At 56.4% G+C, this 14,148-nt stretch carries 11 protein-coding genes; 8 read left to right on the top strand and 3 right to left on the bottom strand.

What is annotated here, in order from left to right; all coding sequences use genetic code 11:
* The first annotated feature begins 110 nt into the window (after positions 1-110).
* From GPK42_RS00645 to GPK42_RS00625, 5 genes are all read left to right on the top strand, one after another.
* Positions 111-542 (top strand): RrF2 family transcriptional regulator, encoded by a 432-nt coding sequence (locus GPK42_RS00645; RefSeq protein ID WP_215692803.1) that lies wholly within the window; start codon positions 111-113, stop codon positions 540-542.
* A 9-nt stretch (positions 543-551) separates the two neighbouring features.
* On the top strand, positions 552-839 hold the full coding sequence (locus tag GPK42_RS00640; protein ID WP_195544756.1) for a nucleotidyltransferase family protein: 288 nt from the start codon (positions 552-554) through the stop codon (positions 837-839).
* Positions 826-1,245: an HI0074 family nucleotidyltransferase substrate-binding subunit gene (locus GPK42_RS00635; protein WP_055286557.1), complete on the top strand. Its 420-nt coding sequence runs from the start codon at positions 826-828 to the stop codon at positions 1,243-1,245. The genes GPK42_RS00640 and GPK42_RS00635 overlap by 14 nt, the downstream gene beginning before the upstream one ends.
* Before the next feature lie 127 nt (positions 1,246-1,372).
* The gene (locus tag GPK42_RS00630) at positions 1,373-3,154 is read left to right on the top strand and encodes a VgrG-related protein (protein ID WP_215692801.1); all 1,782 of its coding nucleotides are present in this window, start codon (positions 1,373-1,375) and stop codon (positions 3,152-3,154) included.
* A gap of 203 nt (positions 3,155-3,357) precedes the next feature.
* Positions 3,358-5,154, top strand: a complete 1,797-nt coding sequence (locus GPK42_RS00625; protein ID WP_215692800.1) for an AAA family ATPase — start codon at positions 3,358-3,360, stop codon at positions 5,152-5,154.
* A 20-nt stretch (positions 5,155-5,174) separates the two neighbouring features.
* On the opposite strand, the gene GPK42_RS00620 is transcribed toward GPK42_RS00625, so the two are convergent.
* The 3 genes from GPK42_RS00620 to GPK42_RS00610 form a co-directional block, all read right to left on the bottom strand.
* Complete coding sequence (locus GPK42_RS00620) at positions 5,175-6,194, bottom strand: glycosyltransferase (protein ID WP_195361697.1); 1,020 nt, start codon at positions 6,192-6,194, stop codon at positions 5,175-5,177.
* 170 nt (positions 6,195-6,364) lie between these two features.
* Positions 6,365-7,495 (bottom strand): acyltransferase family protein, encoded by a 1,131-nt coding sequence (locus tag GPK42_RS00615; protein WP_215692798.1) that lies wholly within the window; start codon positions 7,493-7,495, stop codon positions 6,365-6,367.
* 4 nt (positions 7,496-7,499) lie between these two features.
* Complete coding sequence (locus tag GPK42_RS00610; RefSeq protein WP_118405878.1) at positions 7,500-8,600, bottom strand: glycosyltransferase family 2 protein; 1,101 nt, start codon at positions 8,598-8,600, stop codon at positions 7,500-7,502.
* A gap of 514 nt (positions 8,601-9,114) precedes the next feature.
* On the opposite strand from GPK42_RS00610, the gene GPK42_RS00605 reads away from it, so the two are divergent.
* From GPK42_RS00605 to GPK42_RS00595, 3 genes are all read left to right on the top strand, one after another.
* Complete coding sequence (locus tag GPK42_RS00605) at positions 9,115-9,264, top strand: hypothetical protein (protein ID WP_195535193.1); 150 nt, start codon at positions 9,115-9,117, stop codon at positions 9,262-9,264.
* A 346-nt stretch (positions 9,265-9,610) separates the two neighbouring features.
* Positions 9,611-12,673, top strand: coding sequence for an NlpC/P60 family protein (locus GPK42_RS00600; RefSeq protein ID WP_215692796.1), 3,063 nt, complete (start codon positions 9,611-9,613; stop codon positions 12,671-12,673).
* Positions 12,674-12,821: 148 nt separating this feature from the next.
* On the top strand, positions 12,822-14,148 hold a 1,327-nt coding region (locus GPK42_RS00595), incomplete at its 3' end, for a GH25 family lysozyme (protein ID WP_275950415.1).

Below are 14,148 nucleotides of genomic sequence, written 5' to 3'. Positions count from 1 at the left end.
CTCGACTTTTTAGATGTGGGACATAATAATCAGGTTTGTTTGCCCCGCGTGCATAAGATTTGGGACAAACACTCCTGGTATTTTGTCCCAGCAACGATGGGAGGGTAGGTATGCTCATTTCTTCCAAGGGCCGCTATGCCCTCCGGCTGATGATCTATATCGCGGCGCTCGGCGACGCCGAGGGCAAGATTGCCCTGCGCGAGGTTGCCGACCGCGAGCATATCTCGCAAAAGTATTTGGAGCAGCTGGTTCGTCCGCTTATGAAGGCTGGCCTGCTTAAGAGCGTGCGCGGCAAGGGCGGCGGCTACATGATGGCCAAGGATCCCTCCGAGGTACGTGCGGGTGACATCCTGCGCGCCGTCGAGGGCAGCACGGCGCCCGTGGCGTGCGACGGCATCGACAACAGCTGCACCCGCAGCGATTTGTGCTCGACCGTCAAGTTCTGGTGCGGTCTGGACGACGTGATCGAAAAATACGTCGACGGCGTGACGTTGGCCGACCTAGCCGCCGTTCCCGAGATCAACTTTGACATTAAGCTGTAAGGGCTGCAAATGACATCTCTCGACAAGGTGTACAAGCAAATCGAAGTTTTTGCTCTGGAATGTGACGCCGAGAAGGTCGTGTTGTTTGGTTCTCGTGCTCGAGGCGACAACTTGCCCAAGAGCGATATTGACATCGCCGTAGCAGGTTGCCGGGATTTCGGCCGTTTCTCATATTTGATCGAGGAACATCTTGATACTCTTTTAGATGTAGATGTCGTCAATCTCGACGAGTCCCTATCGCAGCAATTGCTCGATGAGATTGCCAGGGATGGTGTGATTCTGTATGAAAAAATATGAGAACTTTGTTAGCGCCTTGGCGAATCTTGAGGATGCGCCCAATCAGGATCTCAACAATGATTTTGTTCAGAGTGGATTAATTAATAAGTTCAATCTTCAATTTGAACTGAGCTGGAAGCTCCTTAAGCGTCTGCTCGAGTATGAGGGCGCCACGCTTGCCGCGTCGGGGTCTCCTCGTGCCATCTTGAAGGAGTCGTACCGATTCTACGACTTTATTGATGAGGCGGCCTGGCTAGACATGCTCAGAGACCGCAATACGAACGTCCATATCTACGACAACAAGCTCGCTCAAGATTTGATTCAGCGCATCTTGAACGTCTATATCCCCGCTTTCTGTCAGTTGAGGGACGGGCTGATGGAGCGATATGGCGAGCTTCTGATGGCGCCCGACGACCAGTTTGTTTAATTCCTTAAGATTTCGCGGAAGGTTGTTGCCGTTTACCGAGGGGTTGTTGTGCAACAACGGACGAGCTGCAATACTGATTCTATCTTTGCAAACTGCACTTTAACTACACCAATGCAGGGAGGATCTTATGCAGCCCAAGCATTCTGCTATTGTCGCGGGTCTGACGCTGGCGCTTTCGTTTGGCGCCGTTTCCGCGCCGGCACCCGCCGCTGCCGAGGAGCCCACGCCAGGCGTTGCCTCGGATGCCACCGATATCGATAAGGGTCTCTACACCCAGCAGTCCTTCTCGGGCGTGCTGAGGTCGGTCCAGGGCGTTTCGTTTGTCAACGTGACTACCGAGATGAAGTACTTTACCAAGTACGAGAGCCATGGTAACTACAACCAGGGCTTTTCGTATGGTGACGGCTACAACGCGCTGGGCTATTACCAGTTCGACCGCCGTTGGTCGCTCATTCCGTTTATGAAGCAGGTCTACAACTACAGCCCCGAAAAATACAGCATGCTCAAGGATGCGATTGATCGCGGCAGCGAGATTTCCAACGCGAGCAATGCCATGTACGAGAACGACCAGCTCACCGAGTTGGGCCGTATTGCACAGGAGGCCTTCCAGGGTGCTTATAACACCGATCCTGCTGAGTTTTCGGCTCTGCAGGATGCGTATGCGTACAACTCGTACTATGCGGTGACCGAGGCGTGGCTTAAGAGCGCTCTTGGCATTGACATCTCCGGCCGCGCCGATTGCGTCAAGGGTATGGTGTGGAGCATCACCAACATGTGCGGTACCGGTGGCTGCAGAGACTTCTTCCGCTGGGCGAATCTTTCCAACGATATGTCCGACCGCGAGTTTGCGACGGCGCTCTCCAATAGCGTGGTCAACAATGTCGCCACCAAGTTTTCAAGTCAGCCCCAGTATCATGAGGGCTGGAAGAACCGCTACCGCAACGAGCTGAAGGACTGCTTGGTTTATATCGCCGAGGACGAGGCCGCTGCCGCTGCGACGCCCGTGCAGCCCGAGCCTGCGCCGGCGCCCTCGCCGACACCTGATTCGAATGACGGCTCGAGTGACGATGCCAACGATGACAGGATGGATGCGCCCTCGACCGATGCTGACGGTAATGGCTCTGCTGGTGGCACTACCAACGACGGCTCTACCTCGAACGGCTCCGATTCGAACGGCTCTGCTGCGAGCGATTCGCCTTCAAGCTCTGCCGGCAATACGGACAGCGACGCTTCTGGTTCGACCGACGCTGGCACCTCTAACTCATCTACCGGCTCGAGCGATTCGTCCGTTGACACCGGCTCTAACAACGGCTCCGGCTCTGACACGACCCCTGATTCCGATGCTTCCAAGGACGACTCGAATAAGGCGCCGGACGCTCCCGTTGCTTCGCCGGACAAGAAGCCTTCTTTCTCCGAGCAGCTTGGTTCTACGCTGGGTTCTTCGCTGATGGCTGGCGTCAATAACGGCTCGGCCCAGAACAAGGACAACTCTGATCAGGTTTCCACGGAAAAGACCGAAGCCGCAAAGGGCGACTCCAAGGACAAGGCTTCCGAGAAGGCTGAATCCGATAAGGGTCCTAGCTCTGATGAGAAGGGCGACAAGTCCGGTCAGAAGAAGGACGAGAGCAAGACCGAGGGCGAAAAGAAACAGCCCGAAGACGACGACAAGAGCGGTGCTGACAACCAAGTCCAAGAGCAAAATGGCTCCAAGACGGTGACCACTACAACCACGACGACTACAACGACCAAGTCATCTGGCGGTAACATGCCCAAGACGGGCGACCTTATCGTTATGGCGAGCCTTGCCAGTGCAAGCTTGGCCACGCTGGGTGCCACGTCTATTGTGAGTGGCAAGCATAAGCTCGATCAGCAAAAGAAGGCTGCTGGGCAGAACGACTCCGAGGAGTAGTCCCTTTCGGTTGCCCGACAACTAAAGATTCGCAATGGGGGCCGGTGCAGTTGCATCGGGCCCCATTTTGTTGCACAACGATTTGTTATGCCCCCTCAAGGCCTTTGTTCCTACCGTTGCCCGATGCCTTTGCACGGATCCAGCGTTGCACTTGAACTGCTCGCTACAATGGGCTTCGTGCTGCGTTTTAGGGAGAAGTTACGGTGTCTGAACAGGAGTATTGCAACAGTGACGATACTTTTGGCGTACGGCTTGTCAACCATGTCGATGATGCGGTTTTGCCGGTCGGTGTGCATGATTTTGCCGATGCCATTGGTCGTTGCATGCTGGTTGACAAGACCATGTTTATTGCCGATGTGTTGGACTGCGACGCGTCCGTTGTGGTGTGCTGTCGACCCGAGGGTTTTGGCAAGAGCATGAACTTGTCGATGCTCAGGGCTTTTCTGGAGCGTCCAGCGGTCGGTCGCTCTGGTCAGCGTTTGTTTGCCGATGCTCAGATTTGGGATGCGAACGGCGGGCGCTATCGGGATGAGTATGCTTGCTATCCGGTGATATCGCTGGACTTTTCTGGCGCTGGGAGGCGTGGCCCCGCTGTTGCCGGCGTCGTGCGCGATGCCCTTTCGGGCGAGTGCGCTCGCTTGTTGGCGCTCTTGGAGGCTCCGGATTTAGCTCGAGATAAGGTGCGTCACATCGAACGTGTCGCGCGTGGCGTGGCGAGCGCGGACGAGGTTGACTCGGTGCTCGGTGTGCTCATAGAGCTGCTGGAGATTGCCTGCGATGAGCAGGTTGTATTGCTCGTTGATGGGTACGATGCGGCGTGGTCTCGCCGTGCGAGCGCGAGGGACGCTTCCGACGCCGATCCGGCAGGGCTATTCGATCGCGTACTGTTCGACGCCATTGCCACTGCGCACGATTCGTTGCGGCTGACGTGTTTGATGGGGGAGTATCCCGGCCCTGCCGAAGCGGCGCTTTCTTTGCATGGCTGCTCGTATTGTCTGACGGCGCCGCTTTCGACCTGGTGTGACCGTTGTTTCGGCTTTTCGGATGCCGAGGTCCAGGCTCTGTTGAATCATGTTGGGCGCGAGGAATACCTGGATGATGCGCGTGAATGGCTCGAGGGATATCGGTTTGGTAGGGCCTATTGCTCGAGTCCAGCGCGTGTGATCGGTTTTCTGGACCGAGGCTGCACGGCGCCCGTGCGTGCCGATCTGTATGGGTATGCGGATTGCCTGAGTAGGGTAGTTAGTGACTGGAATCTCGACCGCCTTTCGGTCTTGTTTGATTTGCTCGAGGCCCATGGATGCGTTGGGGTCCCGCTTTGTTTGGGCGCTGCGGGGCTAGGGGCCTCGCCTGATGATGGCTTGTGGACGGCGCTGTATCTGTCAGGTTTCCTGACGACAGATATGACTGAGGAGCCAGAGTATGGCGATCGCCTCTGTGCTTTGCGATTGCCCAATAACGAGCTTCGTCAGGCCTTGCGTCTAGTGATTATTGAGTGGTTTGAGTGCGCTGCAGAAGACATTCGAGACGTCGATGCGTTTCGCGACGGGCTGTGCCATGGGAACGAGGATACCGTGAGGCGGGCGCTAAGCCGCATCTTGGGAGATGCGGGAATCGGTGCGACCGACCCAGATACACCGCTGCCATATCACCTACTCTTGCAAGGACTCTGCTTTGGATTGCCGGGCTATGCCAATCCTGCTTCGAGGCGAAAGTGTGGCGCGGATCGCTGGGACATCCAGGTTTTTCCTACGGGCGCTGTGTTTGACATAGCCGATACGATCGGTATGCTCGATGAACGTCCGCTGGTAACGATCAACATGATGTATGACCCCGGTGTGGATGCGCTGGGCCTGGAATTGCTGGCCGTGCAGGCGCTGCTCGACATAGAGCGCGACGGTATCGACGAAATCCGTGTGCCGCGACCCGGCGTTGGCCGCATACGCTGGGGGTTTGGGTTTGATGGGCAGCGCGTGTCCGTGGTGTGCCAGCGGTTATAGGGGATGGCGAAAGCCCTTTACTACTCCGCGTCCTTCATGGGCGGCATGGGCTTCCAGTTGGGATCCTTGATGATCTTGCGGGCGTCCTTCATGCCGCGGCGCAGCGCCGGAATGCCGGTCTTAAAGCACTTATCGACCGCAGCCAGGCGAATGAATTCCTTGCAGAAGGTCGCGGCATTGCCCAGGCGGAACAGCATGGGGTGGTAGTCACCGTAGATCTGCATATAGCGAGCGAGGAAGCCTCGGTTGCGCATGATGTAGTAGCGGTTGGTGTCGCTCGTAGAGTTGAGCTGGCGCTTGCCGGCGATATCCCAGTTAGAGACGGCGCGGGCTCGCTTGAGAACCACGTCGGCAACAACGGCGGCGGGGAAGTGTTGGCTGGCTACGTAGCCGTAGCAGGCATCGTCGCCGTAGATAAAGAAGCGCGCATCGGGCAGGCCGATCTTGTCGACCACGCGGCGCGAGAACATGCCGCCCTCAAAGCACAGCTGGTTCATGGCGCGATAACCCTCTGGACCCAAGTCCCACTTGGCGACGGGGTTGGGAATGCCGAGCGAAAGGATGAGTTGGTACTGCCAAAAGAAGGCGCCGCCGTCAAAGTCCAGGCGCGAACCCTGGATGACATCATAGCGGTCGGTCCACTTGGCAAGACGCTTGATGCCTTCGGGGATGACGAGCACGTCGTCGTCCATGACCCAGAACCACTGGGCCCCCAAGTCGTAGGCGCATTTAGTACCGGCGGAGAAGCCGCCCGCACCGCCGCCGTTTTCGAGCTGCGGGACGTAGATGACACGGTCGGTGCCGCCCTGCGCGTCAGGCTGCTCGGTGTCGATGCCCCACAGGTTAGCCAGGCGCTCGTTGAATGCGGTGCACATGGCCTCGGTCTCGCGCGAATTTTCGTTATCGACAATCACGATGCGCCAGGGCGTTGCTGTGAGCTCGGTCATGGAGTCGAACAAGTTGGCCAGGAGTTCCTGGCGCTTGTACGTAACGACGACGATGGCGAGCTTGTCGATGGGGGCGGGAAGGGTTGAAGGCATGGGGCAATATATCCTTTCACGCGCGGCGCGCATGCGCTGCACGGAAGCTATCGAATACGTCCTTGGGACTGTCCTATTGTAAAGGCTCGGCGCACCTTGACGGCAAGCTTTGAATAAAACGCAGGAACCTGCCACGGCTGTAGCGGCTTTAGCGTCTGACGGCAGCGTGTCTATTGCCGCTTGAGCTTGCGAGCGATAAAGCTTCTGGCTGCATCGATGATGAGAAGTGCCAGAGCAAAGACGATGCTAATGACGGTACCCGTGACGATGTATATAGCTACCGGGCTGTTTTGGCTGACCAGTATGTTTGCGAGCAACGTATTGAAGACGGGACGCCACAGGCTACTGGTGAGTGACTGCATCACATAGAAACCAAGCGTGGCGGTCGATAAGGTGACGATGACACCTGCAGTCCGCGGATTGCCTGAGGCACTGCGTCGGGTTGCCGCAAAGAGCAGGCAGGCGGCAGCGAGGGCAAACGAGATCAGCGAGGTCGATTTGTAGGAGAGGATTGTCATCGCTGTGAGGTTGTCGGTGAAGGAGAGTGCTCCTTCCAGGATGATGGTGAGCACCAAAACCGTTACGAGCGAGCGCATGCCCAAGGCGCCCACCCTGTCCGAATCCATGACATCGGTAACGTCGCGGAGCAGTCCGCCGATCAAAAACGCGACTACGTACGTGACGGCGCTCATGAACTTTTGGAGCCAAGAAAACTCGCCGGCGCTTGTCGCACTCATAGCGGCTAAATACCCGTTAACAACAAATGCGAGGATGCCAACGGCGATGACCGTCGCCGTGTAGCTCTTCCGGGGGAGTCGACTCCTTGCTAGTCCAAACCATGGCGCCATGAAGACCGTGGCGGCATAGACCCAAATGAACTCGAGTCCCAGGGTATACCAGTTGTGCGTGTTGAGGGCTACATCAGGAATGGGTGAGACGACCGTGGACCACGCGAGCGCCACGAGGCAATAAAACGCAGTGGGCATAATGACCTTGCCAAGGCGCTGCGCCGTCCGTTGCATTTGCGACTTCCACGTTGCTCCACCGTCCCAAGCACGCGCGGCCGAAGCGATGAGAAAATAGCCCGAGATCATAAAGAAGACCTCGTTGGCCCAGCAGCCAAGCAAGTTAATGAACCCCAGCAGTCCCGAATAGGGGAAGGCGGCGAGCGGTGCATATTCCGGCACGCTGATGCAGACGGCCTGGAAGGTCCACTGAAACGTGTGGAATACCGCGATGCCAGCGACCGCTACCAAGCGCAGCGCTTCGATGGAGGTGTTTCTGCTTGTTTTGCTGCCCATCAGACTATTTTCCAGCGCGTGCGTTGTATGAACCAAAGTGCGATGTGATCATTTTTAGAGTTTGCTTGGGCCCCTTGTTCCATACGTTATACAGGCCCTCGCCCACGAGGTCCTTGGCGTATGCGCAGTAGCTGATTTTAGGGTTGGCGATGCCCATATACTCGGCATAGAGCTTTTTGGCCGCAGGGGTAATGCGAGGATTGGCAAATACCAGCTCTTGCGGCATGCGTTCGAACATCCTGTGGATCGCCCGCTCGATTTCGGGGTGGCCATCAATTCCGGTGTGCTCAATCATGATGCCCATATAGGTGAAGCCACGTGTGATTTGGGGTGTCCAAACGGCGGGGTCGGTGACGTTGAGCCGCTCAAGAATATCGACCATGTCGTTCCAGCGATTAAACGGCATCAAGGGGTCACGCTTTGCCAGAGCAGCTGCCTTTTCGGGTGTTTCCTCGCGGTAGCAGTAATACGGCTTGGGCCAGTAAGCGATCGCCTTTGCCTGACAGAGCGTTTCGACAAGGAATGGATTGTCGGCCCAGCCCGCACCGGGGATTTCCTTAAACCAGATATTGTTTTGCATTAGGAAGTCGCGACGATAGATTGCCGACCAAATGGACGGATGATGGGCCAGCAGGTGTGGAGCGTCGTGAATGGTGAACGGTTGCCGAGACGGTTTGATGCGACCACGATATGCGCAATGTAGTTTGACCTCTTGGGGGGTATCGGGGTTGCGAATGATCCAATACGGGGTCTCAATAATATCGAGCTTGTTCGGACCGCCAAATTCGCGCTTGGCAAAGGCAAACATGTCGGAGTACATTCCGGGCTCGATCCAGTCATCGGGCTCGAGGATGGCAATCCAGTCGCCCATTGCCTCGCGAATGCCCAGATTGCAGGTTGCGCCGTAACCCTGGTTTGCCTTATCGATCACTCGAACGCGTGAGTCGCGCGCAGCGAAATCTTGCATAATGGCGAGCGAGTTGTCGGTGGATCCGTCGTTGATGGCGAGGATTTCCAGTTCGATTTTGTTTTCGTTTAATAGGCTGCCTATAGCCTGAGAAAGATACGGCTCGGCATTGTAAGTAGGCACGATTACGGTCAGCATTCAAACACTTTCTCTAGGCGATTTGGAAGAATTATACCTAATTGCATTTGCAACGGTTTTAGTTGCGTTCGCCTAATACTGCCAAGGGCTGCGCGACTATTGCTGACGCTGCGCCTGTAATGGATGTCAGCGATCGGCTGCAATAAAAATGTCGGCAGTGGCGAGACGGTTGTCCTTCCCATTCTTGCTCGTTATGGGACCGATCGATTGTGGACGCGGACTGAACCTAAAGACCAATCGTTGCCCAACAAGACGCGTGGGTTCGAAGGTGCCCTACAGGCATCTTCGAACGATGCACGTATGAATGCATGGTTTAAATCTCAATCCATTTGGGAGTAGCAGAATAGGCGTGACAGCGCACTGTTCTCTGCGGTTAAAAAGGCACCGGCCTCATGTTTTGATGCCGCTGCTTCTACCGTGGACGCGATGGTCGATTTTGATGCCGAACTCGGCCAGCTGGTGTTTACATATAAGCACTGCCGATGGTAGTTACCATCGCGATAGGATTCACTCTATGAGCGACGGATATCGTGGCACGTCGAGCCTTTTTGCGGACATCGCATATCGCATGGCGATGTTGAACCCCGCACTAGGGGATCGTGTGCTCAAGACGCCGGGCGTGGTAATGATTGACGAGATCGACCTTCATTTGCACCCTCGTTGACAGGCACGAATTCTGGAGGACCTCGTTCGCATCTTCCCCAACGTGCAGTTTGTCGTGACCACGCATTCGCCGGTTGTCGTGGCTTCAGTGCCTCGTGACAATATTTGCATTCTTGATGGCGAGACCACGTCGGTTCCTCCGACGGAGACACACGGACGTGATGCGGGAGACATTCTCAACACTGTTTTAGATGCTTCCTCGCGTCCCGAGGAAGCAGCCCATTTGTTCGATGCATTTAACCGTGCTGTAGACGAAGGACGTCACGCCGACGCTAACTGTGCGGGCTTGGCCCCCGTCCCCCCAATCTAGTAGACTCTAAACCGTTGCTAGATTAGGGGGATTTTCCATGAAACGCTCCATGAAACGAGTTTCCGGGGCCGCCGCCGTCCTCGCGGTCGCTGCCGCCCTGGCCCTGTGCGGGCCCGCGGCCTACGCCGCCCCCGCCGCGGCGGGGGACACGCAGCCGCTCCCCGGCGAGGCGCAGCCCGCCGGCGGGGAGTCCGGCGCCCAGGACGAGGCCGCCCAGGCCGAAACCGCCCAGGCCGACGGGGGCCAGGCGGAGGCCGCGCAGTCCGATGGGGCCACTGCCGTCTCGCTGTCTTATTCCGCCCACGTCTCCAATATCGGCTGGATGGGCGCCGTCGCCGGCGGCGAGACCGCCGGCACGACCGGCAGGGGGCTCCCCCTCGAGGCGCTGCGCCTCGTCCTGTCCGACGCCTCGACCGGCGAGCCCCTCGGCTCTGACGCCATATCCGTCGAGGCCCACGTCTCCAACGTCGGCTGGCAGGCCGCCGTCGGCAACGGCGGCACCGCCGGCACCACCGGCCAGTCCCGCGCCGTCGAGGCCCTGAGGGTCAGGCTGTCCGCGGACCTGTCGGCCCGCTACACCGTCTGGTACCGCGTCCACTCCGCCGAGTTCGGGTGGCTCGGCTGGGCGTGCGACGGCGCCGACGCCGGCTCGGCGGGCTACGGCCGCGCCGTCCAGGCCGTCCAGGTCGCGGTCCTGCCCAAGGGCGACCCCGCCCCGGGCGACACTACCCGTCCTTTTAAGAACCGTAGCGATGATCCCGCTTCGATTGCCATCCGTTCGCATACATCGAATATTGGCTGGATGTCTCCCGTAGGTGGCGGATCTGTTGCTGGGACAACTGGCAGGGGCCTTCCCATGGAGGCCCTCGAAGCCCAGCTTGGCTGGTATGGCCACTCGGGTTCTATTGAGCTTCGTGGTCATGTCTCGAATGTTGGCTGGCAGCAGTGGTCTAAGGGGCACTGCGGCACGACCGGAAAGTCTCAGCGCCTCGAGGCCGTCCAGATTCGCTTGACCGGCGAGGCGGCAGATAAATATGACATCTGGTATTGCGCTCATGTGTCAGGCATTGGCTGGCTCGATTGGGCCTGCAATGGTGCTGCCGCTGGTTCTGCCGGTAAGGGCAGGGCTATCGAAGCGGTCAAAGTGGTTCTCGTGGAGAAAGGCGGAGCGGCGCCCGGTTCCTCGGCCAAGGTCTTTATCGGCGATCCAGATGCTGTTGCGGTTTCCGGATCGGCCGTTTCTGGGGAGAGTCTTGGCTCCTCTTCTGGTCAAAAGGCCACGATCGGAGGCAAGGGTGCTAAACTGCTGAACTCTATTGCCCTGAGCGTTGCCGGTCAAACTGATAACGGGTCTATTTCTTATTCCGTTATGGATGGGTATTCAGGCTGGGGCGCTTCTTCATCGGATGGTGGCGCTGCCAAGGCGGTATCCGGCGCACCCATAAAAGCGATAAAAATGTCGTTGAGCGGTCAACTCGCTGCCAATTATGACATCTGGTATCGAGTATGCGATTCCGGTAATGGCTGGACTGGCTGGACGTCAAATGGTCAGGCATGTGGCGTTTCTGGTGGTTCTTCCGGTTTGTGCGGCATAGATGTTGCACTTGTTCGTAAGGGTCAACCTGCCCCTGGTTCTACCGGTAATGCATTTACCGAAACGTCGGGAATCGGTCTTGTATCCCAGGCGCACGTTGCTTCTGCGGGCTGGTTGGCTCCCGTTGGCAATGGCGAAACTGCCGGCCAGACGGGCATGTCTCGTTCTCTGCAGGCGTTGTATATTTCGACGCAGGGCATCGATGCCTCCGTTGAAGTGTCAGCACACGTTGCGAATATCGGTTGGCAGCCATACGTTTCGGGTGCTTCCTATGCTGGCACTGTTGGCAAGGGCCTCGCAATTCAGGCGGTTAAATTAAGGCTCACTGGTAACGACTCGTCAAAATACAATATTTACTACCGTATTCATGCGGCGGATTATGGTTGGCTTGGTTGGGCTAAAAATGACGCCGCAGCTGGCACCGTTGGGCTGTCTAAGCAGGCCGAGGCAATTCAAATTAAGTTGGTTGCCAAGGGTTCGTCCGACGCTCCCGTTCAAGATCATGCTGCGTTGATCCAGCTTCCTGGGCTATCCGCTAAGGCAAATTGCTCCGGTCTTGGCTGGCAAGCGTCTGTTGGCAATGGCGGTGTTGCCGGAACGGTTGGGCAGAACCGTGCCATGGAGGCAATGCAACTGTCCCTTTCCGATAGTTCCATGAACGGTGGCATTTCGTATTCCGCCCACGTATCCAATATCGGCTGGCAATCTGCTGTCTCAGATGGAGCCACAGCGGGAACCATTGGACAGGGACAACAAATCCAAGCTGTGAAGATTAATTTGACTGGTGACGTTTCGAATTACTTTGATGTCTGGTATCGCGTCCACGTGTCAAATTACGGATGGCTTGGCTGGACCAAAAATGGATCACCGGCGGGCACCACGAAGCTTGGCATTCCTGTTCAGGCATTACAGGTAAAGATTGTTCCCAAGGGCGCTTCCGCACCAGGCTCTACGTCTGATTCGTATTTTGAGACCTATCGTTATATGGGGTATCAGACCCCGGGATCTTATCCAAAGGTTAGTTGCAATAGCGTGCAGCTTCCTTCGTATTGCACCGGTTACTTTACGTATGTCACGCCTTCTCGAATTCCTTACAACGCTTCGCGACAGGATTGCATCAACGCATTCGTCCAGCGTGCTCGTGAATATATCGGGACGCGTTATATCGAGCCTTGGTCTTCTTGGCCGGGGGATGCGGTTGATTGTTCGGGCTTAGTGCTGCAATGTCTGTATGCGACTGGCATGGATATGGGTTGGTATAACCCGTATAACCATCGTTGGTTGCCCGAGCAAACCTACAACTCCATGAATTGGTATCGCAACAACACGTTTATGCCGGTTAGCACTTCTGCTATGCAGAGGGGAGATGTGGTCTACTACCAGGGCCATATTGGAATCTATATCGGAAACGGTCGAATCATTGATTCGTGGCCTGGGATCGGTGTGACCGAGCGCTCGGTCAATGCTCCAGGTCGTGTAATCGGTGCCGCTAGGCCTTTCGCATAGAGTCTGTTGAGGCGCTCCGTTGCAGGAGCGCCTCTTTTTGACTGTGTGCTAACTGGTGCTTTCCTAAGCTTTAAATGCCTGTATGGAAGTGCGGTAATATAGCTAGTGTTCGTTTCTTTATCTGTGGTTACTGTCTCGGGGGATATGCATGAAACGTCTTAAAGCGTCTGCTGCTTTGGTTTGTACGCTATTGATGGGCTGGTCGCAAATCATTCAGCCTTACAGCGCGTATGCGCTGTCGGTCCAGGCCGCCGCTGCTTCGCAGTCGGTCTCGCAAACATCGAACGAGTACGAATCTCAAGGTGCAAGCTCTCAGGGAGCGCAGGACGATGCCTCGGGTTCTCAGGGTGTAACCGAATGGTATGGTGACGATGCAAATGCTGCTCGTCCTGATGGGGGTGTAGACTCTGATTCAGGCGAACAGCCTGGAATTGGCATCGAAGAGTCTCGTGTTGACGAGTCAAACGGTGAAGCCCCAACCGATGATTCCACTGAAATGAATTCCTGCGAAGCCGACTCTTTGGAACCGAACTCTTGGCGTTTCGAAAACGGCGTGCTTATCGATTCTGACAATGGCGACATCGATGCGCAGTCTTTAACTGACGATCCTTTGCCCAATGGCGCTGTTGCGCGCGGCATCGATGTCAGCAATCATCAAGGAACTGTTGATTGGAATAAGGTTAAGGCCGCGGGGATTGATTTTGCCATTCTCAAGGTCGGTCCGGTTTACGGAAAACCTGACGATTCTTTTGAAAGGAACGCTGCTGAATGTGAACGCCTCGGCATTCCTTATGGCGTGTATTACTACTCCTACGCCCGTTCTGTAGAGGATGCCAATAAAGAGGCCGACAGGACACTTGCTTGGCTCGGCGGCCATCATCCGTCGCTTCCCGTTTATTATGATCTTGAGGATAGCTATATCTTGCAAGATCCGGATTTCAGCAAGGATAAGCTTACCCAGATTGCGCAGGCTTTTTGCAACCGTATGGAGGCCGTTGGCTTTAAGTCGGGTATCTATGCGAACCTTAACTGGCTTAACAACTACCTGAATTCTCCGTCGTTGAGCGGTTATGACCATTGGGTCGCTCAATATAATTGGCGTTGCGATTATGCTGGCAGCTACAGTTTCTGGCAGTATTCAAGCAGTGGCAATGTCCCGGGCGTCAACGGACGCTGTGACATGAACTACTGCTTCAACGGCTCTCTTCTGAACGTAGATGACAGCAAGATGCATATTCAGTATGAGGCGCATGTCTCGAATATTGGCTGGATGAGCAGTAAGCGCGACGGATCTACGGCTGGCACAACGGGGCAATCTAAATCAGTGGAGGATCTTAAAGTCAGCATCTTGAATCCCGTTGAAGATGGCTCTGTGCAAATTAACGCCAATGTAAGTGGCATCGGCTGGCAGGGCTGGGACACCCCCTCGGCCTCCGAGGGCGGAACCACCGGCCAGGGACGCGCCGTCGAGGCCG

The sequence above is a fragment of the Collinsella aerofaciens genome, assembly GCF_018785265.1.
Classification (GTDB): Bacteria; Actinomycetota; Coriobacteriia; order Coriobacteriales; family Coriobacteriaceae; genus Collinsella; species Collinsella aerofaciens_AI.
The sequence above is the reverse complement of the archived record's forward strand: the minus strand, read 5'-3'. Positions and strand labels throughout refer to the sequence as shown.